Annotated in this window: 27 protein-coding genes and 2 pseudogenes; 5 read left to right on the top strand and 24 right to left on the bottom strand. The window is 62.0% G+C overall.

Features of this window, described 5'->3' with window-relative positions; all coding sequences use genetic code 11:
- Positions 1-52: 52 nt before the first annotated feature.
- Positions 53-1,351, bottom strand: coding sequence for a Gfo/Idh/MocA family protein (locus C6W55_RS17395; protein ID WP_286894073.1), 1,299 nt, complete (start codon positions 1,349-1,351; stop codon positions 53-55).
- A gap of 111 nt (positions 1,352-1,462) precedes the next feature.
- On the opposite strand from C6W55_RS17395, the gene C6W55_RS17390 reads away from it, so the two are divergent.
- The gene (locus C6W55_RS17390; RefSeq protein WP_286894072.1) at positions 1,463-2,479 is read left to right on the top strand and encodes a LacI family DNA-binding transcriptional regulator; all 1,017 of its coding nucleotides are present in this window, start codon (positions 1,463-1,465) and stop codon (positions 2,477-2,479) included.
- Positions 2,480-2,507: 28 nt separating this feature from the next.
- On the opposite strand, the gene uxaC is transcribed toward C6W55_RS17390, so the two are convergent.
- The 3 genes from uxaC to C6W55_RS17375 form a co-directional block, all read right to left on the bottom strand.
- A complete protein-coding gene (gene uxaC / locus C6W55_RS17385) occupies positions 2,508-3,908 on the bottom strand; it encodes a glucuronate isomerase (RefSeq protein WP_213483319.1) in 1,401 nt (466 codons plus the stop codon).
- A gap of 253 nt (positions 3,909-4,161) precedes the next feature.
- Positions 4,162-4,365: a hypothetical protein gene (locus C6W55_RS17380; RefSeq protein WP_286894071.1), complete on the bottom strand. Its 204-nt coding sequence runs from the start codon at positions 4,363-4,365 to the stop codon at positions 4,162-4,164.
- 153 nt (positions 4,366-4,518) lie between these two features.
- On the bottom strand, positions 4,519-5,454 hold the full coding sequence (locus C6W55_RS17375) for an immunoglobulin-like domain-containing protein (protein ID WP_286894070.1): 936 nt from the start codon (positions 5,452-5,454) through the stop codon (positions 4,519-4,521).
- A 160-nt stretch (positions 5,455-5,614) separates the two neighbouring features.
- Here C6W55_RS17375 and nagA point away from each other — a divergent pair, with 160 nt between their 5' ends.
- Positions 5,615-6,811: an N-acetylglucosamine-6-phosphate deacetylase gene (gene nagA / locus C6W55_RS17370; RefSeq protein ID WP_213483311.1), complete on the top strand. Its 1,197-nt coding sequence runs from the start codon at positions 5,615-5,617 to the stop codon at positions 6,809-6,811.
- 18 nt (positions 6,812-6,829) lie between these two features.
- Positions 6,830-7,996, top strand: coding sequence for an acyl-CoA dehydrogenase family protein (locus C6W55_RS17365; RefSeq protein WP_286894067.1), 1,167 nt, complete (start codon positions 6,830-6,832; stop codon positions 7,994-7,996).
- Between the two features lie 209 nt (positions 7,997-8,205).
- Here the strand turns inward: C6W55_RS17365 and C6W55_RS17360 are convergent, their stop codons facing one another.
- From C6W55_RS17360 to C6W55_RS17310, 11 genes and pseudogenes are all read right to left on the bottom strand, one after another.
- The gene (locus C6W55_RS17360; protein WP_213483309.1) at positions 8,206-8,766 is read right to left on the bottom strand and encodes an RDD family protein; all 561 of its coding nucleotides are present in this window, start codon (positions 8,764-8,766) and stop codon (positions 8,206-8,208) included.
- Between the two features lie 110 nt (positions 8,767-8,876).
- Entirely contained in the window at positions 8,877-9,677 is an 801-nt protein-coding gene (locus C6W55_RS17355) for a polysaccharide deacetylase family protein (RefSeq protein ID WP_286894066.1), read from the bottom strand.
- 100 nt (positions 9,678-9,777) lie between these two features.
- Positions 9,778-10,470: a rhamnogalacturonan acetylesterase gene (locus C6W55_RS17350; RefSeq protein WP_286894065.1), complete on the bottom strand. Its 693-nt coding sequence runs from the start codon at positions 10,468-10,470 to the stop codon at positions 9,778-9,780.
- A 26-nt stretch (positions 10,471-10,496) separates the two neighbouring features.
- Complete coding sequence (locus C6W55_RS17345) at positions 10,497-11,759, bottom strand: hypothetical protein (RefSeq protein WP_286894064.1); 1,263 nt, start codon at positions 11,757-11,759, stop codon at positions 10,497-10,499.
- A gap of 57 nt (positions 11,760-11,816) precedes the next feature.
- Entirely contained in the window at positions 11,817-14,138 is a 2,322-nt protein-coding gene (locus tag C6W55_RS17340) for a helix-turn-helix domain-containing protein (protein ID WP_286894063.1), read from the bottom strand.
- Positions 14,139-14,338: 200 nt separating this feature from the next.
- Positions 14,339-15,967, bottom strand: a complete 1,629-nt coding sequence (locus C6W55_RS17335) for an extracellular solute-binding protein (RefSeq protein ID WP_015254141.1) — start codon at positions 15,965-15,967, stop codon at positions 14,339-14,341.
- A 48-nt stretch (positions 15,968-16,015) separates the two neighbouring features.
- On the bottom strand, positions 16,016-16,897 hold the full coding sequence (locus tag C6W55_RS17330; protein ID WP_286894062.1) for a carbohydrate ABC transporter permease: 882 nt from the start codon (positions 16,895-16,897) through the stop codon (positions 16,016-16,018).
- A gap of 30 nt (positions 16,898-16,927) precedes the next feature.
- On the bottom strand, positions 16,928-17,848 hold the full coding sequence (locus C6W55_RS17325; protein ID WP_286894082.1) for an ABC transporter permease: 921 nt from the start codon (positions 17,846-17,848) through the stop codon (positions 16,928-16,930).
- A gap of 32 nt (positions 17,849-17,880) precedes the next feature.
- Positions 17,881-20,172 (bottom strand): rhamnogalacturonan lyase, encoded by a 2,292-nt coding sequence (locus C6W55_RS17320; RefSeq protein ID WP_286894061.1) that lies wholly within the window; start codon positions 20,170-20,172, stop codon positions 17,881-17,883.
- A gap of 234 nt (positions 20,173-20,406) precedes the next feature.
- Positions 20,407-20,628 (bottom strand): annotated as a pseudogene (locus C6W55_RS17315) (aspartate/glutamate racemase family protein); the annotation flags it as partial.
- The gene (locus C6W55_RS17310) at positions 20,625-21,152 is read right to left on the bottom strand and encodes a nitroreductase family protein (RefSeq protein ID WP_286894060.1); all 528 of its coding nucleotides are present in this window, start codon (positions 21,150-21,152) and stop codon (positions 20,625-20,627) included. The gene C6W55_RS17310 and the pseudogene C6W55_RS17315, both read right to left, overlap by 4 nt.
- On the opposite strand from C6W55_RS17310, the gene C6W55_RS17305 reads away from it, so the two are divergent.
- Entirely contained in the window at positions 21,151-21,546 is a 396-nt protein-coding gene (locus C6W55_RS17305; RefSeq protein WP_286894081.1) for a DUF488 domain-containing protein, read from the top strand. The two genes, C6W55_RS17310 and C6W55_RS17305, sit on opposite strands and share 2 nt — an antisense overlap.
- Here the strand turns inward: C6W55_RS17305 and C6W55_RS17300 are convergent.
- The 9 genes from C6W55_RS17300 to C6W55_RS17260 form a co-directional block, all read right to left on the bottom strand.
- Positions 21,538-22,089: a hemerythrin domain-containing protein gene (locus tag C6W55_RS17300; protein WP_286894058.1), complete on the bottom strand. Its 552-nt coding sequence runs from the start codon at positions 22,087-22,089 to the stop codon at positions 21,538-21,540. The genes C6W55_RS17305 and C6W55_RS17300 overlap by 9 nt on opposite strands.
- A 25-nt stretch (positions 22,090-22,114) precedes the next feature.
- A complete protein-coding gene (gene ric, locus C6W55_RS17295; protein ID WP_015254133.1) occupies positions 22,115-22,831 on the bottom strand; it encodes an iron-sulfur cluster repair di-iron protein in 717 nt (238 codons plus the stop codon).
- Between the two features lie 159 nt (positions 22,832-22,990).
- Positions 22,991-23,206, bottom strand: a complete 216-nt coding sequence (locus C6W55_RS17290; protein WP_286894057.1) for an HAD family hydrolase — start codon at positions 23,204-23,206, stop codon at positions 22,991-22,993.
- A gap of 24 nt (positions 23,207-23,230) precedes the next feature.
- The gene (locus C6W55_RS17285) at positions 23,231-23,575 is read right to left on the bottom strand and encodes an avidin-fold protein (protein WP_286894056.1); all 345 of its coding nucleotides are present in this window, start codon (positions 23,573-23,575) and stop codon (positions 23,231-23,233) included.
- Positions 23,509-23,826 (bottom strand): HAD family hydrolase, encoded by a 318-nt coding sequence (locus C6W55_RS18300; RefSeq protein ID WP_483316373.1) that lies wholly within the window; start codon positions 23,824-23,826, stop codon positions 23,509-23,511. The genes C6W55_RS17285 and C6W55_RS18300 overlap by 67 nt, the downstream gene beginning before the upstream one ends.
- 29 nt (positions 23,827-23,855) lie before the next feature.
- Positions 23,856-24,125: a hypothetical protein gene (locus tag C6W55_RS17275; RefSeq protein WP_286894054.1), complete on the bottom strand. Its 270-nt coding sequence runs from the start codon at positions 24,123-24,125 to the stop codon at positions 23,856-23,858.
- A 78-nt stretch (positions 24,126-24,203) separates the two neighbouring features.
- Positions 24,204-24,665, bottom strand: coding sequence for an NUDIX hydrolase (locus C6W55_RS17270; RefSeq protein WP_286894052.1), 462 nt, complete (start codon positions 24,663-24,665; stop codon positions 24,204-24,206).
- A gap of 12 nt (positions 24,666-24,677) precedes the next feature.
- Positions 24,678-25,310 carry a P-loop NTPase family protein gene (locus C6W55_RS17265; protein WP_286894051.1) on the bottom strand — a complete coding sequence of 211 codons (633 nt, stop codon included), beginning with the start codon at positions 25,308-25,310 and terminating at the stop codon, positions 24,678-24,680.
- Positions 25,311-25,325: 15 nt separating this feature from the next.
- Positions 25,326-25,748: a GNAT family N-acetyltransferase gene (locus C6W55_RS17260; protein ID WP_286894050.1), complete on the bottom strand. Its 423-nt coding sequence runs from the start codon at positions 25,746-25,748 to the stop codon at positions 25,326-25,328.
- A 312-nt stretch (positions 25,749-26,060) separates the two neighbouring features.
- On the opposite strand from C6W55_RS17260, the pseudogene C6W55_RS17255 reads away from it, so the two are divergent.
- A pseudogene (locus C6W55_RS17255) lies at positions 26,061-26,424 on the top strand (IS4 family transposase); the annotation flags it as partial.

Below are 26,424 nucleotides of genomic sequence, written 5' to 3'. Positions count from 1 at the left end.
CTGTTCGACGCCATTCCCCGAAAACCCTTTCAACGGAAGAAAATGGAGGCCGTTACCGTTGCGGCTGCGGCTCGGGCATGATGCCGAGCAGTTCGGCGATGCGCAGCGGACGGCCTTCCATGACCGAGCGCCAGACCGCTTCGCCCGTGGCGACGGCGTACGCGCCGTCGGCGCTGCCCGAGAGCATCGGGTAGCCGCGGACCGGATCGGGACCGAGGAACAGGTCTTCGATCAGCGCCGGGTCGCCGCCGCCGTGCCCGCCCGGGCGCCGCACGACGTGGATCGTCTCCTTCGAGCCGAACATCGGGAAATAGTCGATCGTCTGCTCCGGCACGGGAAACGGAATGCGGGACAGCTCGTGGTATTCCTGCGTCTCGATCCGGCCCTTCGTCCCGTTGATCGCCAGCCGGTAGCCCTCAAACGGCGCCGAGAACAGCACGGAATAGCTGAGCATCGCGCCGCCGTCGTAGCGCACGGTCACCGCGTACGTGTCTTCGATCTTGATTTCGGAATCGTAGATGCACATGTCCGGACTGTATCCCGTATATTTGCCCGCAAGCGGCAGGGCGCCGATGTGGTCGTCCTTCGCGCTCACATCGTCCGTCCGCGTCGCCCAGCGGCGGTAGTAGGCGCACACGGAGCGCTCGTCGCAGGTCGTGCAGTGCCGCCCGTCCCTGCGGCTCGGGTTGAGCTCGCCCTCTGGGCCGAAGAAGTTGAGCGCGCCGTAGGCGAACACTTCGACCGGCCGCTGCCCCGTCCACCAGTTCACCAGGTCGAAATGGTGCGAGCTTTTGTGGATCGACAACCCGCCGGAAAACTCCCGCATCCGGTTCCAACGTTTGAAATAACTCGCGCCATGATAGGTGTCGATATACCAGTTCAGGTCAACCGAGATGACGCGGCCGATTTTGCCTTCCAGAATCATTTCCTTGATCCGCGTATGGATCGGGTTGTAGCGGTAGTTGAACGTGACGGTGACCTTGCCCTTGCTCGCCTTCTCCGCTTCGAGGATGCGCCGGCAGTCTTCCGCCGTCGTCGCCATCGGCTTCTCGGTGAAGACATCGAGGCCGTGCTCCAGCGCCTTCAGGATATAGCCCGCATGCGTGTCGTCGCGGCTCGCGACGATGACGACGTCCGGCTTCGTCTCTTCCACCATCCGGTCGAAGTCGTCCGGCCCGTATTCGGGCAGATCGGCACATTCAGGGTAGAGCTGCTTGCACACCCGATGGCGCAGCGGGTCGCTGTCGAGCAGCGCGACCGGTTTGTGGTTGCCGCGGAACGTCGTCAGCATCGGCTTCAGGAACATGCCCATGGCCCGGTTGCTTACGCCGCAGATGGCATATTTCTTCATGGATCAGGCACCTCCGGGGGGGATGTTGAATTTGAATTTGTCATTCCCGCGTCCATGTACTAAGATGATAGCATCGGATAACAACGTTGGCATTCGCGGGAGGAAAACGCCATGGTCACGATCAAAGATATCGCGCAAGCGGCCGGCGTCAGCTTCTCGACCGTGTCGAAGGCGCTGCGGGACAGCCCGCTGGTCACGCCCGAGACGAAGCGGCGCATCATCGCTATCGCCCGCGAGATGGGCTATCAGCCGAACATCGCGGCCCGCCGTCTCGTATCGAAGCGCAGCGGCGCCGTCGGCGTCGTCTGGCCGTCCATTGAACGGACGGCGCTGTCTACGCTGATTACGCGCGTGGGTGACCGGCTCGAACGGCGGGGCACCGCCATGCTGCTGTCAATCGGCGGCATGGACGCGGCGTTCGCGACGTTCCGCAAGTTCCAGGTCGACGCCATCCTCGTCTTCGGCGGGATGGAAGGCGGCGCATCTCACATCCCCGATTCCGCCGGCATCCCGGTGCTGTCGTACGGCGCGGCGGGATACGCGCCGCTGCCGACCGTCGACGTCAACCGCGGCGCCGCGATCCGGCTGGCCGTCCGCCATCTGGCTTCGCTCGGCCACCGGCGCATCGCCTACATCGGCCGGCCGGAACGGTACGATCCGCTGCAAGCCGTGAAGATCGAGGCTTTCCTGGATGAGACCGGCGCGCTCGGCATTGCCGCTCATGACGCGCCCGTCGCGGACGTGCAGGGCATGGAAGTGCACGACGGCTACGCTGCCGCCCGGGCCCTCTTCGCCGGCGGTCCGGGAGAATCCGGCGCGTCCCGGCGGCGTCCGACTGCCGTAGTCTGCGGCAGCTACGATCTGGCGCGCGGCGTCCTGCGCGCGGCCGCGGAAGCCGGGCTCGACGTTCCGCGGGCGCTGTCGGTCGCAAGCTACGACAACATTCCGCAGATGGCGGAGCTGGATGTGCCCGTGACGGCCGTGGGCGCGGACATCAACGCGATGGCGGAGCTCGTCGCCGACAGCCTGCTCCGGCTGGTCGAGCAGCCGGATGCGGTCGGAACGGTCACGCTCGAACCGTCGCTCGTCGTCCGCGTGTCCACCGCCCCGCCTCCCGCGGAAATTTGAGGGCTTGCGAGGCCCGTTCTTTACGCACTTAACGGACGGAGTCGAAGTCGAAGTACGCTTTCGCGTTTCGGTAGGAAATATTTTCGACAATGCCGCCGAGCATCTCCGGATCGTCCGGCACTTCGCCGTTCTCCGCCCACTCGCCGATCAGGTTGCAGAGAATGCGGCGGAAATACTCGTGCCGCGTGTACGACAGGAAGCTGCGGGAGTCGGTCAGCATGCCGACGAACCGTCCGAGCAGTCCGAAATCGGCGAGCGTCTTGAGCTGGGCGATCATCCCTTCCTTCGTGTCGTTGAACCACCACGCCGAGCCGAACTGGATTTTGCCCGGGATGCCGCCGCCCTGGAAGTTGCCGATCATCGAGGCGACGATCGGGTTGTGGCCGGGATGGAGCGAATAGAGAATCGTCTTCGGCAGCGCGTTCTCCCGCTCGAGCGAATCGAGCAGCCGGGACAGCGGCCGGGCGATCGACGTGTCGCCGATCGAGTCGAAACCGGTGTCGGGCCCGAGCTCGGCCAGCCGGCGCGTGTTGTTGTTGCGCATCGCGTTCATGTGGTACTGCATCGCCCAGCCCCGCGCGGCGTACTCCCTGCCGAGGAAGATCAGCAGATGCGTCTTGTATTTCCGCTCCGCTTCTTCGCTTACCCGGCGGCCTTGAAGCGCTTCCGCGAAGGCTGCCGCCGCTTCCGCATCCGTCGCCTCTTCGCAGACGACGACATCGAGCGCATGGTCCGAGACGCGGCAGCCGACCTCATGGAAGAAGTCGATCCGCGCCTTCAGCGCGGCCAGCAGGTCGTCGTACGTCCGGATCGGGATGCCCGCCGCCTGCTCCAGCCTCCGCACATAGTCCGGAAATCCCGGCCGGTTCAGCTCGAGCGCCTTGTCCGGACGGAACGACGGCAGCACCTTCGTCCGGAACTGCGCATCCCCCTTGAGCTTCAGATGATATTCCAGCGAGTCGGCCGGATCATCGGTCGTGCAGATCACTTCGACGTTCGACTTCGTGATCAGCTCGCGCGCGCTCAGGCCCCCGTTCTGAATCTGCCGGTTCGCCCGCTCCCAGATTGAAGGCGCCGAGCGCTCGTCGAGCGGTTCGTCAATGCCGAAATACCGCTTGAGCTCCAGATGCGACCAATGGTAGAGCGGATTGCCGATCGCCTGCGGCAGCGTGCGGGCGTAGGCGAGAAACTTCTCGTAGCCGTCCGCGTCGCCGGTCACGTACCGCTCGTCGACGCCGTTCGCCCGCATCGCCCGCCATTTGTAATGATCGCCGCCGAGCCATACTTCCGCCAGATTGCGGTATGTACGATTCTCCCAGATCTCCTGCGGACTCAAGTGGCAGTGATAGTCGATGATCGGCATCGATTTCGCGTAATCATGATAAAGCCGCCTTGCCGTCTCGCTTCCGAGCAGAAAATCTTCGTCCATGAAACGTCTGGCCAATCGTTGTCCCGCCTTTCTTATTATCGTTCGTCATGGTGATAACAACGTTGTTATTCCGGTGATGGTTTCATCATATGCCGAATTGCGCCGGAGTTCAACCACTTTTTTTCGATGGATCGGGGTGGCGGAGGTTCGTTGTACCGAAGCCGTTCAACCCGAAACAGCCGTAACGAAACGGAGCGTCGTGATTTGGCCGCCGATGGCCCAAAGATGCGGGGCCATCGGCATACAATGCCCGTCAGGTCCAGTTGCCCCGGTCCGTATCCGACGGTCCGTAAGGGGGGCCGGATGTCGGTCCGTGCGGCGGGCTTGACATGCGAAGCGCCCGGATCTCGTCCCGCAGTTCGCGCAGCGACTGCGCGTTGTTGAGCGCATGCTTGACTGCGAGATAGATGACCGTGTACAAGACCAACAGTCCGATCAGCCAGAACAGTAAAACCACAACATTGCCCCAAAGAAAATGCATATGCAGTTGTCTTCACCACCCTGATTTGGAAAATGATCGCTTCCCATCTTACCACACCACATCCGGACGGTCATCCAAATGAAAATGGCACCGGGTGCGCGGAACCTCCGCGACCCGATGCCGATTGTCTCATGATTCAATCGTAAACTCCGCCGCCAGCTCCGCGGTCAGATCAAGCCCTTCCGCCCGGAGCGGCTTGACCACCCGGTACTCCCCGGGACCGAGTCCGCCGAGGTGAACCTTCAGCTCATGCTGCTGGCCCGGCTGGAGCATGAGACCGATGCTGTCGAACGCCAGATCAAGCGGCACGATGCGCCATTCGCCGTCCACCTTTTTCTCGATATGGTAGTCCACGCCGAACGTCAGAACGGTCGGTCCGGCGTTCATCACCGCCAGGACGGCTGTCTCCTCCCCGCTGCCGTACACCGTCCGGTCCAACCGCACCGACGCGTTGATCTCGGGCGCCGGCACGCGGATCAGGGCGGCGCGGGTATCTTCCGTCCCGCCGTCCTCGCCCACGATCTCGGCGCCCAGCACGTACAGGGCGTTCAACTTGTCCGGCAGCGTGCCCGTATAGACGACTTCATGGGAGCCGACCGGCCCCGCATGAACGATCGTATCGAGGATGACCGCGGCCGGCTCCAGTTCGTCCGTCAGCTCCGTGAGCCGGATGCGGATGTCGCGGTCCAGACGAAAATCCGCCTCATGCGCGAACAGTTCCACGGTGACCGCATCCCCGGGCCGGTGCGTCCCGGCCGTCAAGCCGTATCCGAGATGGCCGGCGCCGTCTTGCAGAAACCATTTGCCGGTCGGCTGGCCGTACCCCGCGAGGGTCCACCATTCTTCGGCGGCGATATTGCCGGCATCGTTCGCGGGAGCCGACACGGCATTGTCCGGATTGCCGATGCGGCTGGACAGTTCGCCGCTCCCCGCCGCCCACGTCCGTTCGTCTCCAAGGCCGCCATCCCCTTCGCCGCCCGCTCCTGCGCCGCATCCGGCGAGCAGGCCGAACGCCAGCAGCAGCGCGGCGTACCGACGCCGCTTCTTCCACGATCCCTTGCCCATCGCCCGAACCCCCTTCTTCCGATCCTTTACCTCCCAGACGGGAAGGAGGCGGAGGATGTTGCAGGAGATGTTCGCTTTCCCGAATTTGTTCAAATTATTCCATATGCCATGCATGGTATAATGGAATGCAATGGAGCTTAAAAGGCGGTTGGATTCACAGATGCAGAAAACCTTGATTGCCAATGCGCGCATCGTGACGGAAGACGGCGACGGGCTTTGGGGCTGGATTTTGCTGCGCGAGGGAAAGATTGCCGCCATCGGCGCTGCGGATCAACCGCCTCCGCCCGAAGCGGAGACGGCGCGGCGGATCGACGGTGCAGGGGGATGGGTGCTGCCGGGCTTTATCGATCTGCATGTCCATGGCGGCGCGGGATGCGATTTTCTGGATGCGAATGAGAAAAGCTTGCGCGAAATCACCCGCTTTCACGCCGCGCACGGAACGACCGGCATGCTGGCCACCTCGCTGACCGTCGAGAAATCCCGGCTGGACGCGATGCTTGAAGCCGTCCATCGGTTCATGGCTTCGCCCATGCCATACGCGCAGCTGCTGGGCGTTCATATGGAAGGACCGTTCATCAACCCGCGGCACAAAGGCGCGCAAAACCCGGACCATATCGTGCCGCCGCGCCCGGACTGGCTCGACGAATGGACCAGCCGCTATCCCGGCTTGATCAAAATCCAGACGCTCGCGCCTGAACTGGACGGTGCGCTGGAGTATATTGAACGCCTGAAACATCATGGCATTGTGCCTGCCTGCGGCCATACGGATGCCTCGTATGCCCGAATGATGACGGCTGCCGACAAAGGGCTGCGTCATGCCGTTCATACGTTCAACGCGATGCGCCCCTATCACCATCGCGAGCCGGGAACCGTCGGCGCCGTGCTGACCGACGATCGCATCATGGCCGAGATCATCGCCGACGGCCGCCACGTCCATCCCGCGGGCATCCGGCTGCTCCTGCGCGCCAAAGGGATCGCCAACGTTGCGCTCGTCACGGACGCGATTTCCGCCGCGGGCATGCCCGACGGCGAATACACGCTCGGCGGCTTGTCCGTCATTCTGCGGGACGGAGTCGCCCGGCTGCGCGATTCGGACCATCTGGCCGGAAGCACGCTGACGATGCTGGACGCGTTCCGCTATCTGGTGCGGGAGGTCGGCGTATCCGTCCCGGATGCCAGCCGGATGGCGAGCGCCAATCCCGCCCGCCAACTCGGCATGGACCGCCTTGCAGGCTCGCTGAAGCCCGGCAAGCGGGCCGATGTGCTGCTGCTCGATGCCTCGCTTGGGCTGCTGCGCGTCTGGATCGGCGGAACGGAGATGGATACATTGGACCAGGGTCATGGGAACGAATTTTGACGGAAAAGGTGATGAGACATGGATACATTCGCGCGGACCGACGAACAGCGCGACCGGCTGGCCCGGCTCGGCGAACTGGCCGACCGCTTCATGGCGGACGCGCACGCCGCCGATGAGGAGAACCGCATTTCCGAACGGTTCGTGGCAGCGTTGAGGGAATTCGGATATCCGGCATACCCTGTGCCCCGCGAATGGGGCGGACAGGGCATGACCGTCTACGAAATGGTGCTGTACCAGGAGCGGATCGCCCAGGGCGACCCGGCGACCGCGCTCGGCATGGGGTGGCATGTGAGCGTGCTGTCGGAGCTCGTGCAGCGCAAGCCGTGGCCGGATGAGACGATCGCCCGGATCTGCGAGGATATCGTCAAGCGCGGCGCGCTGATCAACAAAATGGCGTCCGAGGCGGCAACCGGCAGCCCGTCCCGGGGCGGCAAGCCCCAGACTTATGCCGTCCAGGTGCCGGAAGGCTACCGCATCCACGGACGGAAGACGTTCGCGACGTTCTCGCCCGTGCTGGATTACTTCATCGTCACCGCCGTCATGCAGGACACCGGCGAAATGACGGAGTTTCTGATTCCGAACGGCACGGAAGGCCTGAGGATCGAGCCGACCTGGAACATGGTCGGCATGCGCGGCACGGCCAGCCACGATCTCGTGCTGGACGGCGTCGTCGTGCCCGAGGAAGCGCGCGTGCAACGGACTTCCAGGCAGCCGACCCATGCGCCGAACCCGTTCCTGCTGCACGTTCCCGCCTGCTATCTCGGCATCGCCCTGGCCGCTCGCCGCGAAGCGCTGAAGTTCGCCGCATCGTATCAGCCGAATTCGCTGGACAAACCGATTCTGTATGCGCCGAACGTCGGGCAGCATCTGGGCAGCATCGACCTGGAGCTCACCGCGGCGCGGCATTTCCTGTACGCCGTCGCGGCGAAATACGACGACGGCGCGTACGATCCGGAGCTGTATCCGGCGGAGATGGCCGCCGCGAAATCGTTCGCCGTGCAGACGGCGATCTCGGTCGTCGACAAGGCGCTGCGCATCACCGGCGCCCACGGCCTGTCGCTGGGCCATCCGCTGCAGCGGCTGTACCGCGACGTCCGGTTCGGCCTCTCCAACCCGCCGATGGATGACGTGACGATGCGCCTGCTGGCGCAGCACGCGATCCGCGAAGGCGAAGCGATGATGTAAACAGAGGGGCTATCAACCGTCATCTGCGGAGATGATCGTGGATGCAGCCCCTCGATCTTGAGTTCGCTATATCATTGATCCATGATACAAACCCTTTTGTCCATAAAAAGTATTTCTGTTTACGATCCGAGTAGTATGTAAATTCATCCCCGTGGATAGCTGATGTACGCTCCCGCAAATGGCTGATGTCAAACTTTGCTTTCGAAAGCTTAAAAACGATGCCGTTTTGAATATGAACGGTAATGTTCGGATGGGTAAGCATCCGGCCGGCCCGCGTCCCGCACGCGTGTGCCGGCCGCGGCGTCATGGAGCGTCCGCCGGCCTCCCGATGTCGCCAGCACGGCGATATAGAGCAGCATCAGTCCGTTCGGAATGTAAATGAGCCCCGGATAAGCGGGATCGGCGTCCCACCACGGTTCCGGCACCAGGACGATGAGATGCGCCAGCTCCCAGGGCAGAAGACGGACGATCGTCCGCAGGAACGCCTGACGCAGCGTAAGGCGCGATCCGTCCCGAGCCGCCGCCTTCAGTTGCAGCAGCCTTTTGCCGATGGTCTGTCCCCGCTTGTATTCCATTCCGATAAAATAGACCCACACCGGCACCGACATCGTCGCCAGCACCCACAGTTCGATCTCGTATCCCGCCTTGAACCGGTCGAACGGGAACCCTCCTGTTGCCAGGTACAGCAACCCCTGCATCCCGCCCAGCACGCCGGCGAGCATCACGAAATCGAGCCAATACGCCGCAAGCCGCTTCGCCGCCAGCCTCATGCCGGCCATCCGCCATGGGGACGGGCCGCTGTTCTCCGCATGCCGAAATCCTCCTTCAAATTGCCGGGACGCTGCAGCGGGGATGCCGCGCTGCAGCGCCTCAACACCGCTTAATCGAGCACCACCTTGGCGCCGCCGGGCACCTCGACCAGCCGGTCGTCGGCGTACAGCCAGACGGACGACGCGCTCGGGTTGCGGACGACGCGGCAGTCCGCCGAGAATTGCAGCCGCTCAAACGCCTGCATATAGTCGAAGATCTCGATGTTCGTCGCGTACCAGATGTCCCGCCGGCCGCCGATGAACCGGCAGAACGACTCGATCAGATCCCAGTTGCCGTCCGTGTCGAATTCGTAGCTGTGGCCCCACACGTACATCAGGTACAGATACTGCCGCTTGTGCAGCTCGACAAAAGCCTCCGCCCGCTCCATCAGCCGGTCCTTGTGATGGCACGTCGGCATCCATTCGTACCAGTCGTCCGGCATGCCGAACCCGCCGGTCGACGGCACGACGCGCGAATAGGCGATGCCGAGATGGGGCAGCATGTCCCGGATCAGCCGGTTGTGCGAACCGTTCGGATACGAGAGGCCGCGCACCGGCTCGTTCGTAATCTCCTCCAGCCGCTTGCGGTCCTCCATGATCTCGTGGACGATCGTCTCCTTCGGGCAGCGCGCGATCGTCGGATGCGTCAGCGTGTGGGCCGCGATCTCGTGGCCCGCGTACAGGGACGCGGCTTCCTCCGCGCCGATCCGCCCGCCTTCGCCGAGCAGCCCGCCGTTCAGATGGAAGGTCCCCCGCACGCCGTGGTCGTTGAAAATCCGGACGAGCCGCCGATCCGCTTCCCGCCCGTCGTCATAGCTCATCGTCAGCGCCTTGTGCCGCCCTTCCGGAAAAGCGAGCACGATTCTCGGCATCGTTCATCCCTCCGCATGGTGCGCTCAGCAAACGCTTCCCCGTTCATTTCGTTCCCGCACAAGCAAAATCCTTCCCGCTTAATCGGATAACCACCGCGCATCAAGCCGGCCGGCGCACATACGGAAGGATGCCCAGCTCCGCGAGTCCCTCCGCGGCGATCTCCGCCACGCGCAGCGCGCCGCGCTCGCTGAAATGGGTGTTGTCCTCCGCACCGTCCGGGTAATTCGGGAGTTCGCCCGGCTTCGCATGCACGAACAGCGACCTGGACTTCTCCGGCCCGAGCCGCTCGTACAGCTCCTTCGTCTTCGCCGCCAGGTCCAGCAGCGGTACGCCCTCCTCCGCGGCCAGCTTGCGCACCGCATCCGGATAGGCCCCGTGCGATTCGTACAGCGTGCCGCCTGTCGCGAACGTCCGCCGCTGGACGGGCGTCGCGAGGACCGGCCGCATGCTGCGCGAACGGGCGGCTTCGAGATAGCGGCGCAGCATCGCCGGGTACGTCACTTCCGGGTCCGTGTACCGGCTCGGATCTTCCATCTTCTCGTCATTGTGGCCGAACTGGATGATCAGGCAGTCGTTCGGCTCGGCCTCCCGCATGATCGCGTCCAGCCGCCCTTCGTTGATGAAACTGAGGGAACTGCGGCCGGACATCGCGTGGTTGGCGACCCGGATATCGGCCGGAACGAACCGGTGCAGCATCTGCCCCCATCCGGTCAGCGGATACACATCCGCCGGCTGGTCGGCCATGGTCGAGTCGCCCGCCAGAAACAAGGTGAACGCGCTCAGATCGGACATGTTCACTCTCCTCGCAGAAAGTGTTGTCAAACTTCGCCGCCGGGATAGAGCGTTGCGTGGGACAGCCGCTTCGGCTGCGGCAGCGGCCCGGCTCCCGGCCTGGCCTGAAGCCGCACGCCCCGGCTGGCGAACACGGCCGCCGCCTCGTCGTGATAGAGAATGACCTGCGTCAGGCCGGTACCGGCCAGGTCCGCATGGGCGGCATAGCCGTCCAGCGGGAAGGCGCAGACCGTCCGCCCATGGCCGTCGCAGAGCGCGGGCGGCAGCCCGCCGCCGCGCCGGTACGCCAGCATGAAGTCCGGCGCGTCCTCCGCCCAGCCCGAGAGCGGCTCCATGATCGTCAGCCAGCCCGGCGTCCGGCGTGCTTCCTTCCACAGGAGCTGCCCGGCGGCATCGAGCAGGAACAGCGCGTCCCGCCCCGGGCGGCCGCGTCCGTCATCTTCCCGCACGATCCGGTCGACGCCCGCGATCTGCAGGCCCGGCAGATCCGGGCGGAATCGGCCGATCGCGAGATGCTGCGGCTCGACCGCGCCTTCGTAACGCCACAGCTCGCGGCCGTGCCGGTCGCAGAGGACGACGGCGCTGCCGCCGATCGCAATCTCCGCCTCCCCGTCGCCGTTCACGTCGCCGACCCAGATGCAGTCGGCGTGTTCCGTGAGGCCCTCGCAGGTCCACAGCGGCCGGCCGTCGTGATCCAGCAGCGTATAGCCGGCCAACACCTCGTCCTTGCCGTCGCCGTCGAGATCGCGGACCCACGGGTAATGGCCCGGGTTGCCTTCATGGTGCCACAGAACGCGCCCGCTCCCGTCCGCCGCCCAGACGTTCCGGTATCGGTCCTTGAGCAGCCACTCGCCGCAATAGCCGCGGCCGGTCAGGTCCGCCGGGATGATGCAGTCGTGCGCGTGCGGCGCGGGCAGCGGCAGGCTTGCCTTCGCGCGGCCGCTCCGACCGTCGAGCACGAGCAGCCGGCTGTCCATGACGCACAACACTTCGAGCCGCCCGTCGCCGTCGCAGTCGATGATCTGCGCCGGATAGTCCGACCCCGGACCGCCCGCGCCGGGGTCCGGCCGCCCGACCTGCCACAGCAGCCTGCCGTCCAGGTCGAACGCCGTGAGCGCCTGCACCTGATGGGGAATGTATCGCACATCCTGCCGGTTGTCCGGCTGCGCGAGCACCATTTCCATCCGGCCGTCCCCGTCCAGATCGCCGAGCAGCATCCGGCAGCGCGGGCCGGCGGCGCGGATGTCGAGCTCGGCCGCCCGCACCGGTTCCGCATCCACATGTCGCATCCTGAGCGCCTCCTTCAGAAATCATCACGCGCACCCCCGCACCTGGAACTCCCGCCTTCAAGCGTTTCGGCTCCGCTGCCGGTACAGGGTCGGCGTGATGCCCTCCAGCTTCTTGAAAATCCGATTGAAATAGCTGTGCTGATAGCCGACCATGCCCGCGACATCGTGAATCTTCAGCTCCGATTCGCGAAGCAGCTGCTTCGCCTTCGCCAGCCTCAGCTCGGTCAGGTAATCGATGAAGTTCGTACCCGTCGCCGCCTTGAACGCCTTGCTCAAGGCGTACGGGCTCGTGCCGAGCGCGTCCGCGCAGCTCTCGAGCGAGATGTCGCGCATGTAGTTGCGGTGCAAATATTCGGCGGCCTGCCCGGCCAGCCGCTTCACGCGGGCGTCCGCGCGGGACGCCCACTCGCGGAAATAGGGCGCGAGCACCCGGTTCATGAACCAGCGCAGCATCTGCTTCGGCTCCCGCAGGCGCGACAGTTCGGCGTAGAGATTCGCTCCGCCGTACAGGCGGTGCGGATGGAAGCCCGACGCCATCATCGCGTGCTGCACCTGGCCGAGCAGCTGCAGCATGCCCTGCTGTACGTCGATCTCCTTCGCACCGCCGCTGCACAGCGAGCCGAGAAACGCTTCGAGATGGGCGCGGGCGCCGTCCTCGTCGCCGGTGCGCAGCGCTTGGAGCAGCTCGCGCTCGAGCGTGAACGAATAGCGCAGCTCGGCGGCCTCCTCCTGATCGGCCATCTCCCGCTCCATGCGAATGATCTGGTTCGCGTTGTCCAGCAGGCGCAATCCGGCCGCCTGCTTCGCCCGCTCGAAGGCGAGCGGCACGTCCCGGATGCGCGGCACCGGCTCGCCGAACGCCATCACCGCGTGCAGATGCAGCACGCGGTTGATCCGCGCCGCCGCTTCGGCGCAGAACGATTCGATCTCATCCGCGCAGGACAAGTCGGGCGGCACGAACACCAGCACGCCCGCCGACATGTCGTGGAAGTGGATCGTCTCGCTGCGAGGAAACCGCGGCGCGGCCAATTCCTCGAGCAGATTCGCCGCGGCGAAGGAGACGAGCCCTTCGTCCCCGTCCCGGAACTTCCCTTCGCCGCCGAGCATGCCGATCAGCCGGACGTAGACGACGACGAACCGGCAGCCTTCCGTCCCCCGCAGCAGCCGCTCCATGCGGCGGCGGAGATCCGCCTCCGAGTAGGCGTGCAGATGCCCCTGCAGGAGCTGATGGAGGAAGCCGTGCTTCACGAACGGAAGCTGCTCCGCGATCCGGTTGTGCAGCTCCAGCCGCTCGCGGTTCAGATCGCGCCATTCCCGCTCGAACAGCGAAAATTCGTCCCCAGAATGACCCGTCTGCCCGCCGCCGAGCAGCGCGACGAGCCGCTTCACCGGCGAGTAGATGCGGAGCGACGCCAGCCACGCCAGCAGCGCCGCGAGCAGCAGCGCGGCCAGGCTGACCAGCATGATGACTTTGGAGATGAACACGACCGGTGCCGTAATGTTGCCGATCGGCGACGCCGACACGTACCGCCAGTCGTTCGCGATGCGCGACAGCGTGCCGTAGGAGACGGCATACATCTGCCCTTCCCATTCGGTCAGGAACGAGCCGGACGGCTCATCCGACGCTTCGACCCGCTCCCGCAGCGCGCGGACGAACGGCGAATCCTCCGCGCTTCCGCCCGCCGACAGCCAGAAGCTGCCGGACGGATCCCACGTGAACGTCTCGCCTTCGTCGTAAGGCGCGAGCGTGCGCAGCAGATCCGCGAACCGGTCCGGATCGAGACGGAAGACAAGCACGCCGAACGGCTCCAGGCTGCCTGCGGGGATATGGTGGACAAGCGCCGGTTCCCGTTCGTCCGGACGCGAGGGATCGAACGCCCGGTGCGTCCAGTAGGTGAACCTGCGGTAGCGGATCAGCGCTTCGTAGCGTGCCGCCGTCGCCTCGTCGACCGCCATGTACTCCGGATGAAGCAGAACCGGGCTCTGCCCGCCCACATACAGCTCCGCCCGCTTCACGATGGCGTTCGACCCCTGCATCGCGACGAGCGTCCGCGTCAGTTCCTGCGTCACGTCGAACTCCCGGATGAAATCCGTCTCCCGCAGCCGGTAGTCGAACTTCGGATCGAACGCCCAGTGGGACAAGAGCAGCTCGAGATTGCCGAGCTGGTTGTCGAGGTTGACGGAACGCTGCTCGATCTGGCGCACATGGTTGTCCAGCAGCTCGCGCTCCACGCGGCCCGCCGTCAGCCCGTACACCAGCGAGCCGATGATCAGCCCCGGCACGCCCGATACGACGAACAGCAAGATCAGGCTGCGCCGATAGAAATGGCCTCTGCCGGACGCCATCCGTGCCGGCAGGCTGAAGATCCGCTTCACCACGCGTCCATCCCCCGCTTCCCCTCCGTCGGTCGCTCTCCCCGCGCGTCTTTTTATTTGATCGTACCCCATCCCGGCGCGGAAAAGTGTTCACTTTTCCGTCAGAATCGGTTGATTTTCCGGTTTTTCGGGGAGTGCCCGGCCAATCCGCAAAAGCCGCGCCCATGAAGGACGCGGCCCGGATTTGCCGTCCGCCGCGCGGCTTACGGATTCGCCGCGGCGTACAGCTCGTTCATTTCCTTGACCAGATCGTCGCCGCCCGATTTCTTCCACGTCTCGAACGCCTGGAGCAGTCCCGCTTCGTCAAGCTGGCCGACAATATATTTGATGCGGGCGTCGTTGATGATATTGTCAAGCTGCTGTCCTTTCTGCGAATAGACCGTGGAGATGAACGGCTCCGCGGGGTTGGGCACGACGTACTGCTCGGCTTCCTTCTGCAGTTCCGCCGTCTTCTGCCGCAGCGGCGTCTGCTTCACCTTCAGCCCCTGGTCTTCCGGAATGAACGGCAGCATCTGGTTGAGCCCTTCCACTTCCGACTCCAGCTTCACCGGATCGTCGATCCGGACGATGTACCCGTCTTCGAGCGTATAATGGACGCCTTCAATGCCGTAGCCCGCCAGCGTCTGCAGCTCCGGCTCGTTCATCTTGTCGAGGAACGCGAGGACGCGGTCCAGCTCTTCCTCCGTCTTGACCGCCGACTTCGGAATCGCGAGCATGCCCGCGAAGCCGGAGGTCGGCAGGGCTCGCAGGCCGTGGTCGCCGACGACGCCGATCATGTTGTCGACGAAATGGACGTCCGGCTGATCCTTGCCTTCCTGCGCCAGCGCGCGGTGGATGGCATCGTCGAGCCGCGCCGCGTTGTCGGTGACGTCGACGATGACGCCGGCCTGGCCGTTCACGACCGGGTCATTCCACTTCGCGGAGTCGTAGACGGCGAAGTCCTGGTTGATCAGCTTCTCGTCGTACAGCTTCTTCATGAAGCGGAGCGCTTCGAGATATTCCGGCGTCTGATGCTCCGGCACGAGCTTGCCGTCCACGACGCCCCATTTGTTCGGCGCGCCGAACCACAGCTTGATGATGTCAAAACCGCTCGCCCACTGGCCGGTCCACTTGACGAGCACCATGCCGTAGGTGTCGTCCTTGCCGTTCCGGTCCGGGTCCTGCTCCTTGAACGCCTTCAGCATGTTGTAGAAGTCGTCGATCGTCTTCGGCGGCTCGAGCCCCACGTTCTCGAGCCAGTCCTTGCGGTAGTTGATGCCGTTGCGCCCGAGTGCGCGGCCGCGGTAGACGCCGTAGTTTTTGCCTTCGATCGAGGAGTTTTTCATGATGACCGGATTCGCCTGGGACAGGTACGGGTAGTTCTTCATCTTCTCGCCGACTTCCCAGAACGCGCCCGCCTTCACCGCGTTGACGAAGTTCGGGTTCTTCACGTCCGGCACGTAGATGATCGTCGGCAGTTTGCCGCTGGCGAGCGTGATGTTGAACTTGTCGGTGTAGGACGAGTTCGGCACCCATTCGAGATGCAGCTTCACGTTCGCCCGCTTGTTGATCTCCTGCACGACCGGGCTGTCGTCGCTCGGATAGTTCGTCTTGAAGATCGGCAGCATGATGCTGATTTCAAGCGGCGGTTCCGTTTCGGATGCCTGGTTGTCTTCGCTCGACCCGGTGTTCGATCCGGTCTGGCTGCCGGTGGAGCTTGAAGTGCCGCCGGCATCGCCAGATCCGCCGGAATTCCCGCCTCCGTTGTTCTTGCCGCCGCCGCAGGCCGACAGCACGCTGAGCGCCAGCAGCAGCGCCGTCAGGACGACGGCCCATTTCTTCGCTTTTCTCATGTGCGAGAACCTCCCCTGAACTGATTGTAAAATGGTATCGCATATCCGTTACCCTTTGACCGATCCGAGCAGGACGCCCTTCGCGAAATGTTTCTGCAGGAACGGATAGACGAGCAGAATGGGAACCGTGCCGACGACGATGACCGCCATTTTGATCGACTGGTCGGGCGGTTGTTCGAAGTTCGGGTCCATCGCGTTCAGATCGCCGGCCGCCATCTGGGACAGTATGACGATCTGGCGCAGGATGACCTGCAGCGGCCATTTCGACGGTTCGTTGATGTAGAGCAGCGCCGAATAGTAGTTGTTCCAATGGCCGACGGCGTAGAACAGCGTGAACGTCGCCAGCACCGGCATCGACAGCGGCAGCACGATGCGCCTGAGCAGGCCGAGATCGGAACAGCCGTCGATCTTGGCCGCGTCCTCCAGTTCCGCCGGCAGCTCCTGGAAGAAGTTCTTGACGATGATCAGATTGAACGCGCTGATCGCGCCGGGCAGCATGAGCGCCCAGTACGTGTCCAGAAGCTGCAGCTCGCGGACGACGAGATAGGTCGGAATCATGCCGCCGCCGAACAGCATCGAGAACACGACGAGGTTGAGCACGAAGTTGCGGCACGCGAGCTCCCGCTTCGAGAGCGCGTACGCCATCGTCACGGTGAAGAACAGGTTGATGAGCGTGCCGATGGTCGTCACATAGACCGAGACGCCGATGCTGCGCACGATCGTGTCCGTCGAGAAGATGTACCGGTACGCGGCGGCGGTGAATTTTTCCGGAATGAGAAAGAACGCCCGCTTCGTCAGCTCCGCGTCCGAGGCGAACGAGCCGGCGAAGACGTAGATGAAAGGCAGCACCGCCGCAAGCGCAAACAGGCTGAGGAACAGATAGTTGCAGATGTCGAAAATGGTTCCGGGCAGAGTACGGTATTGCCTCATCGTTACAAGCACCTCCGCTGCTTCGGCGCGTCAGTAGATGCCGGACTGGCCGAATTTCTTCGCCGTCCAGTTCGCCCCGATGACGAGGATGATGCCGACGACCGACTTGAACAGGCCGACCGCCGTGCTGTAGCTGAACGCGCCCTGGGTGATGCCCATGAAATAGACATAGGTGTCGAACACTTCGGCCACTTCGCGGTTCAGCGGATTGAGCAGCAGGTAGATCTGTTCGAATCCGTTGTCGAGCACGTCGCCCATGCGCAGGATGAGCAGGATGACGATCGTGCTGCGGATCGACGGCAGCGTAATGTGCCACATCTGCCGCCACCGGCTCGCCCCGTCGATGATCGCGGCCTCGTACTGCTCGGGATCGACGCCGGCCAGCGCGGCGAGGAAGATGATCGTGCCGAAGCCGCACTCTTTCCAGATCGTCTGCAGGACGATGATCGGCCGGAACCATTCCGGACTCGTGAGGAAGCGGATCTTGAAGCCGAAATATTGCTGCAGCAGCTCGTTCACGAGGCCCCCCTCCGTCGTCAGGAAGACGTAGGTGAGGCTGGCGACGATGACCATCGAGATGAAGTGCGGCACGTAGACGAGCGTCTGGATCGTCCGCTTGAACAGGGCGATGCGCACTTCGTTGAGCAAGAGCGCCAGGATGATTGGCGCCGGGAAGAAAAAGAGCAGGTTGTAAAGCGACAGAGTGAGCGAGTTGCGCAGCAGCATGAAAAATTCCGGGTTCGTGAAGAAGACGCGGAAATGTTCGAACCCGACCCATTCGCTCTTCCAGAAGCCGTGGAACGGCGAGAAGTTCTGGAAGGCGAGCAGCACCCCCCACATCGGCACGTATTTGAAGATGAGAAAATAGAACAGTCCGGGGGCGAGCAGCGCGTACAGCCAGCGGTTCTTCCAGAGCCGGCCCCACTTCGTCGATCCGCCCGTTCGGCTCATCGGCCGCGCGGCGGCGGTCGTCGCGGATGGCTTCATCCGGCCGTCACCTCCCTGTCGGACGGGTTGGAGGCGCGCGGCGCATGGATGTCCGGGACCGGCACCTTCGCCCAGTCGATATCCGACGCGAGATAGAAGCTCGGATAGGCCGGCTGGTTGTACACGACGTTCTGGTTCGCGATGCCGACCCGGTATTGCGGATCGTGCATCAGCGTGTGCAGCTTGCGGCCAGTCGGCTCGGTGCTCATATAGATCCGGATCGCCGAGCTGTCCGCCGTGCGCACGACGAGCTCCTCCCGCCAGTCGCCGAACAGGTCGGCGACGAGACACGGGTTGCCCTTCGTGCCGTTGTTCGTGCGGGTGCCGTGCGCTGTCAGCAGCCGGCCCCGCCGCCAGTCGTCAATGGCGGCCGGCTCATCGAACGTGCCGGAGATGATCTGCGTCGTCATGTCGGCCGCCCAGCGGATGTTCATGTTCGTGCCCGGCGTCGTGACGGCGATGCGTTCGCCCCGGCACGTCATGAGGCCGAACGGCTCGCGGCCGGCGTGGTCGGCAGACGACCACACCTGCAGGCCGCGATGCTGCGGATCGACCTGGCCGATCATGCCGCGGCCGACGTCTTGTTCGGCGGGGGCGCCGAACAGCACGCGGCCGGTCGCCGCGTCGCGCAGCGCGAACCCGTACGGGGCGTGCCGTCCGCCTTCGTGCACCATGAAGATTTCGAGCCCCGGCCGGTCGGGGTCGATGTCCGCGACGTGGAGCGCGTCGCCGTGGCCGAGCTTTCGGAGGCTGCCCGGCGCGGCGCTCTCCGGCGGCATCTCGCCCCGCGACACGTAGAGCAGCGTGCCGTCGTGGTCGATCGTCGCCGCGCCGTAGATGAGCTCCTGGCATCCGTCGCCGTCGACGTCGGCGACGGCGAGCGAGTGGGCGCCCTGCCCCGCCAGCGGGCCGTACTCCGGATCAAGCCCGTCCTCCGCGTGCAGCGTGTCATGGAACGGGTTGTTCATCGGCACCCAGCCGCTGTCGATGCTCCAATGTTCATGGAGCTGCCGGCCGTCCCAGCGGTAGGCGACGACCGCCGCGCGCGTGTAGTAGCCCCGCGCGAAAACGGCGTACGGCCTTGTTCCGTCCAGATAGGCGACCGCGGCGAGGAACCGGTCGACGCGGTTGCCCGGCTCGATCCGGTACCAGGAATAGTCGCCCCACATCAGGCCGTCGTCGTGCCGGCCGGGCTTGTAGCGGATCTTCTGCAGCTCTTCGCCCGTATCGCCCCGGAAGACGGTGAGGTACTCCGGTCCGCTCAGCACGAAGCCTTCGAATTCGCGCAGCCGGTTGCGTGGGGTACGGCCCGGAGCGTAGACATCGAAGAAGTAGTCGCGAAGCTGCTCCGCGTCCTCGCGGGACAGCGGATATTGGAATTGCCGGTCCCAGCCGAGCGCCGTCTCCACCCGGTCCGGCCAGCGGCCGGCTTTCACTTCTTCATGCTCATGCCAGTTCATGAACATCCGGGTGACATGCTCCGCGTAATCGGCGGCGCTCATCCGGTAGTCATCGGTATGGCGGTACCCGGCCGCCGCGTCTTCCGGCGGCATGGTGATGTATCCCTCTCGCTCAGGCGAGCCGTCCGGACCGAAGCGGATGATTTTCGTTCCGGGAGCCGTTTTGCACATCAGCTCCGCCCGGCCGTCGCCGTCGAAGTCGTAGACGAGGAACTGGGTGTAGTGGGCGCCCGCGCGGATGTTGACGCCGAGGTCGATCCGCCAGAGCAGCGTACCGTCTTCGCGGTAGCAATCAATGTAGACGTTGCCGGTGTATCCGGTCTGGGACACATCCCTGGAGTTTGACGGATCCCATTTCACGAAATACTCGTACACGCCGTCCCCGTCCACGTCGCCGACGCTCATGTCGTTCGCCGCGTACGTGTACGGCTTGCCGTCCGGCGTGACGCCGTCCGCGGGCTTCGCCAGCGGAATTTCGAAGTATGGTACGGGCCGGGGCCGGACTTCCCGGCTGCAGCCCTCCTCCCGCCCGTCCATGACAGCGCATACAAAATAATGCGAGTCGACGGTTCCGTCTTTGTCGATATAGTTCGTGGAATGTTCGACTTCGGCGATGCGGACGCCGTCCCGGTAAATGCGGAAGGACGGTCCGGCCATGCCCCGGTCCGTATGGCCGGCCGCTTCCCACCCGAGCAGGCGCCAGCTCAGGAAAATGCCTTCTTCCGTCTTTACGCCCCTAAGTCCGCGATCAAGCGCTTCCATTTGGATGGCTTGTCGGGCTGCCTGCCCGCCCGCCTGCGGGTTCGTGTGTCTCTCGTTCGTCGGCAAGTTGCTCCCTCCCGACTCCGAGGGTAAGGGCGGCGCGGTTTGCAGGCAATCGTACAATTTTGCGTTCGGGCATTCGGGGGATTGGATTTTTTTGCGGGGTTGAGATTTTTTTGCAGAAGGCGTTATGGCGGGGGGTTCACGGTGCAGATGCCGGGGAAAGAGCGGGATGCTGCGGCGCGGTATCCACGCGGCAGCATCCTCAAACGGGGAGTGTTCGGCATGTCAGCCGTTCAATGCCATCTCAACAGCGCTCTCGGCTTCCGCCAGATGCGCTCCTGCGGCTTCCCAATCGCCCCGCCGCTGCATCTCCTCAATCTCGCTGAAATCGACGCTGTACAGCACGATCTTCGCGGAATGCAGGCCGCCGAGCCGGCGCGCCGCCTCTTCGTTGATGATCCGATAGTATTCCATCGTCGACTGCCGGCTCATGCCGCCCAGGAGCCCGATCGTTCTCATGACGTGAACTTCTCCTCATGGAAGACCCGCTCCGGCGGGTACATCTCTTTCGGCGGCGGCTCCACGGCGGGGTATCCCAGCCCGATGATCGCCACGACCCTGTATTTGTCGGGGATGCCCAGCAGATCCCGGACATGCTTCTCACGCTTGGCGGATTCGGCCGCATCCTCGGCGTGATATACCGCGCCCCACGCGGCGCCGAGCCCGAGCGACACGGCGGTCAGCCAGACAAACCCGCCGGCGATCGACGCGTCCTGCAGCCAGTACTTGCTAAGCGCCGGATCGGCGATGATGACGACCGCGCCTGCGGCCTGCTCGAGCCATTGCATATACGGCGTGGTCGGCGTCAGCTTTCGGAGCATGTCCTTCTCCGTGACGAGGATGAATTCGCGGGAAGGCAGGTTGTTGCCGCTCGGAGCAAGGTACAGCGCCCGGGACAGCTTGTCCATGATCTCCCGCGGAATCGGATCAGGCTTGAACTGCGTGATCTCGCGGCGCTTCTCAATGGTCGCCAACACATCCATGGGCATCAACTCCTTTCTCTTCATTGTAGCCGAATCTTGTATTTCATCCAATTCCTTCCGAGTCGGCGTGCGCATTCTGGTCGATCGTCTCTGGCCGCGCGGCGTTTCGAAAGATGCGGCATCCATCGACGAATGGATGAAAGAAATCGCCCCGAGTCCCGAACTGCGCACCTGGTTCAGCCACCGACCGGAGCGATTTGAGGAGTTTGCTTCCAGCTATGAGCGGGAACTGTCGGAAGATCCCCTTCGCCTCGGCCTTGCCGATCGGATCTGCGAGACAGCCCGCGGGCAGACCGTCACGCTCGTCTATGCCGCGAAGGATCCCGTCCACAACCATGCCGTCGTGCTGCGGGACTGGCTCAAGCGCCGCCTGAATCCGAAGACTTCAGGCTAATCCGACGGCGCGGTCGAGCTCGGCTTTCTCTTCCTCATTCAGTATGTTTTCCGCCATCGGGAACAGCACGTTCTCTTCTTTCATGAAATGTTCCGTCAGGACGGCGTGGGCCTGGATCGCGTAGGACGCGATGTCCTTCGCCCGTTCGGCATCCACCGCCCCCTCGAGCTGTTCCACGGCTTCGCGGAACTTCTTCAGGTTCGCCTTGGCCAGATCGTGTTCATATTCCATCACCGCGATCGGCCCCGTCTCCCTGCCGATGTATTTTGCCATGAGCGGGAAAAGCGTCCCTTCTTCGCGCTCGGAATGGGGATCCAGCTCGCTGACGAAGGCGTCCACCTTCCGCTTCAACTCCGCAAGCCGGCCGCTCCAATCCGTGATTCCGCCGTCTTGCCCGATCTCCGCCGCCTCCCGGGCGAACGCGTTCATCTGCTCCCGGAGCGGTCCGTGCTCGAGCTGCAGCCGGGCCAGCGGCTCGCACAGTTTCGCCGGTCCCCGTCCTCCGAACATCGCCGCGCCGCAATGATGCGAGTTTTGTTCCATTTTGTTCACTCCTTCACAAGGTTTTTCAATGGGCATCGCTTGCGATTTTGTATCGCGGGAACAGCACGTTGTTTTCCAGATGGATGTGTTCGAACATGTCCGATTCCAGCTCTTCCAGCTTCCTGAAGGCAAGGGTGTACGTCCGGCACGCGTCCTCCGGCAGCAGGTAGTCCCGCGTAATCTCACGCATCTCCTGCAGCAAATCGCCCACCGCGCTGTGGTCGTCTTCCATCTCCTCGATCGCCTTCGCCGCCTCCGCAGCGGCAACTTGCGCTCCCGACTGTTCGGCCTTGCGGATCAGCGGAAACAACGCTTCCTCTTCCGCAACCAGGTGCTGCTCGAGCTCTTCCTTCATGCGATGGAACCGGTCATGCAGCATTTCCAGCTCCGGATGCGCTTCGCCGTGCACCCGCCAGATCTTGGCGACGAACTCGCTGAGCAGCGGCAGCTCTTCGCGCAGATAGGCATGATGGGTTTGCACGATATGGTCGATCAGTTCGGATGACGTTTTTTCGCGCCAGTCCGTTGCTTGCGTCTTTTTCGCCTGAGCCTGCCGGTACAGTTCATTCAGCCGTTCGAGGAAGGCCTTCTTGTCAATCTGCCGCTGTTCCAGCGCCGCGGACAACGTGCGGTTACCGCCGCAGCAGAAATCGATCCGGTATTCTTTCATCAGATTGCCGGCGCCGGGAAATCCGGCCACGATGTCGCCGATCCGTTCGGAACCGTTGAACGCCTCTTCCATGTTCCGTCCTCCCCTTTCGGAAAGATTGAGGGTTTCGCCATCAGTGTACCGCCCTTGCGCCTTCATTAATGTGACATGGGTCACCAATAAATGGGGTTTGCAAAAATTAACATGCCGCCGCTTCCCGCGGATGTTGCGCGAGCCGACTCCCGGGTGACTTCACATGTCAATGATCTCGTCGACCGTATGGGGGATGCCGTGTTCTTCCCGGATGATTCGCCACATCTCGGGATTCGTCATTCCGACAAATCGTTCGAGATATTCCTTGCTCACGTCGGCTCCGAAGTGCCTGCCCGTCAGTTCATCCACTTCAAAATGCAGCGGTTCGCTGTCAATGATGACGCCGTCCATGTCGAAGATGAAAGCTTTGATCATTCAAAATTCTCCCTCGTTAAATCTTCAGAACTCTTCAACCACCGATCGCCCTTTCGAGAAGTCCTTGCAGGTCCATTGCCACTCTTCGTGCAACCGGATTTTCCCGTTGGCCATGATTTCCGGCCTCGAGACGCATGTCCCGGTCATCAATTCGCGCCGGTCATTGACATGCAGGTAGCGCATGTCCAAGACGCCCTGCTCGTCGACGACGGCAATGAGGCTGCCGGCCAGAATCCCGCCGCCCGAATATGTCGCCGTCACGACATCGCCTTGTTGCGAGTAATAAAAGATCGTCTCCCGGCTCACATCGCCGTTGTCGGTATTGGACACCGATCGGAACGTGCGGCCGTTGTAATCGATTTTGCCCACAAGATTCCCCCGCTTCCCGGCTTCTGCGATACCACCTTCAAAATCTCCCGCGGTTCCGTGATGTAAAAAGTGCAGCCCGCTCCCCGCAACTCTTCTTCACTGCCGTAGCCGTACCCGGCGCTGATCGAGTCAATGCCGTTGTTGTTCGCGCCTATGATATCGTGCTTTCGGTCGCCGATCTTGTTCAAAGCGTACTGCACCGATTTCGTGATGCCGATCTTGAGATCGAACAGCAGGTATTTGTACTTCATGGCGCTCCTTCTTTCCGGTCCGGATTTTTTCAATCTTTCAAAATGTAAATCTCGACCGCTTCGATCATATGGTCGGACTGTTCATGCGGCGTTATCCATAGTTCGAGTTTCCCGGATTGGCGAAGGTTCTCCGCGGGAACCGCTTCTCTGACGTTGCCGCTGTACTCGTAAATCTTGGTCCTCTTCGTGAGTTCAACGTGCCGGTATCCGCTGTCTTCAGGAAATTGGCTGTTGTATCTCGCGAACACCTCTTCGGCCGGATGGAAGTTCTCGAGCTGCAAGGTGTACTCGACGTTCATTTCCCTGTTTATAGGTTCTTTTCGCTGATCGACGAGGCTGACGAAGTCGCCGGTGTACCGGTACCCCCCTGAGCCGCTTCATACTTCTTTGTCGTCGTTCACATAGTATTTCATTTCACCGGGCAAGTTAGTGAGAATGTCTTTCAAAACCCTGGGGTAAATCTTGTGCCGTTCGATCTCGTCCACGGGAATCCATCTGAACGTCAGCTCCACCGTCGGATCTTTGCCCTTGAAGGGCGAATCGCTCACGGGAGTTTCGTCGTCAGCCGTCACCACATGGTAGATGCCGATTTCGTGAAGCCCTTCGTACCCGTAGGCATTGAAGGTTTCAATCATGCACAGAATCCGCGTTGCGTGTACACGCATTCCCGGTTCCTCGATGAATTCCCGTTCGAGGGTTTCAACCGACGTTTCCCCGACTTCCACCCGTCCTCCGGGAAGCACCCACGCATCGCCTTTCTTGTTTCGCTGGAACAGGATCCGGTTCTCCCGTTGAAGCAGTCCCGCGGCACGGAGTCTGATGTTTGGCCGAGCACTCATTTTTTTCACCTGTCATCTAAAGTCGCTGTCTTCCATGATCATTCTCGCATATTCATCCCAATGCTTGTCATCCGTATTGATTTCAAGTGTGGGTGTAAGGGATTTGCCGGCATGCGTCCGAAGTGCGTCCTGGGCTTCGAGCAATTCTTTGCAGGCTTTTTCGACTTCCTGGATGGATTTCCCTTCCCACTCGGCCAGGTTTCTGCTTTTGATTCGTTCTTCAACGATTTCGGGTGAGATCGTGAGCAGCACGCATCTGGCGCCGAGATCAGACAATCTTTTCTCTATGCTTGTAATTTCTGTATCATCGAAATCCGGAAAAGCCACTCTGTGATTGAGGTGGAAACGTTCGAGAATAAAGAACAACCCGCGGGATTTTCTGCGCCACGGGCCCAAGTAATTCGCCCAATCGTTCAGGCTCTCCAGCATTTCGACTCTGCTGTTCAGCAGTTCAAGATGCTGTTCCCTTGACAGCCGGACCAGCTTTCCTTGGACGTTCTGCAAGACCTGCGAATAATGCTCGCCGAGAACCACGATGCTCGACTCTGAATCTTCGTCATTGGCGTGGTATCTCTTCAATGCTCTGAGCAGCGAAGTCTTGCCGGCATTGGAGTGGCCTTCGAGAATGATGCCCCGTGTGTTCATATCCGTTGAACCTCGTCAATAGGTCTTTTCAAAATGATGACAAGTTATTTTCAATTTCCTGTTCAAATAAAAGCGATGTGCATCATGCCGATGTACCCCTGAATCCAAATGTATGCCTGCACACTCATTCTTTTTCACCTCTTCATCGAGCCAATCAAACAACAACTTTGCAAATCCTCTTGATCGATTCTGTTCATCCGTGATCAGATCGTCAACATACAGATACTTACCCCAGGCCAGCGAGCTACAGATTCTAAATCCGGCAGCAGCCTTGGCTTTCCCGTCTTCAAATATGGCAATTAATCGATACCCATGCTCGTCCTGCAATTGTCTGATCGTTTTCAGATAGGTTTCTTCTATCAGATGAGGGCGCAACTGTTTCATTAGAGAGCATGTTGCGTTAATTTCTTCGTCAGTTTCTACTTCAATCAACTTCACAAATGACACCCCATTTTATAATTGGCATCAATATTGGGATTAATAATAAATTAACTGTCTGGTGTTATACAGGTGCAATTAGTTAATGATTAATTGTGCCATTTCCAAATCTGTTAAAAATCAATTCATACAATTCATCAGGTATTTCATAGTAACTCAACTTTCGCACCTAGAAAATCAATGTAAAACCAATTGTAGAGCGGGCTTAAGGTCTGTTGAATAGCCAGCTTGCACAAATAGAAAAACACCACTTCGTTTGGTAAAGTGAGAGTGACAAGCAATCACTACCAGACAGAAGAGGTGTCTTCCATCATGATAGACCATCAGCCCGACCTGAATCAACTGCCAAATGAATTAAAGCCTGCTTTTCAAGAACTGAAAGTGCTGAAACATCTTCAGCAAGCCGGGTTCCGTAAGCGATTCGGCTTTAGCTGTGCTCGGCTGTTCCAACTCGTCTTCGTTCTGCTGTTTCACCAGAAGAATTGGTTCCGACTGCTCGAGAGCAGCAAGGGCGACGCATTTCCCGGCAAGGATGCCGTCTATCGTTTTCTCAACCATGCAGGCTTTGCCTGGCGTCGTTTTCTGACGTCGCTCAGCGTCGCGACGGTGCAGAAGGTGAACGTGCTTACGTCGTCCAATCGGGACACCGTCTTCATCGTCGACGACTCCATGTTCG

It is taken from the genome of Thermobacillus sp. (assembly GCF_003390775.1).
Taxonomy (GTDB): domain Bacteria; phylum Bacillota; class Bacilli; order Paenibacillales; family Paenibacillaceae; genus Thermobacillus; species Thermobacillus xylanilyticus.
This window is presented reverse-complemented; position numbering and strand designations above follow the sequence as displayed.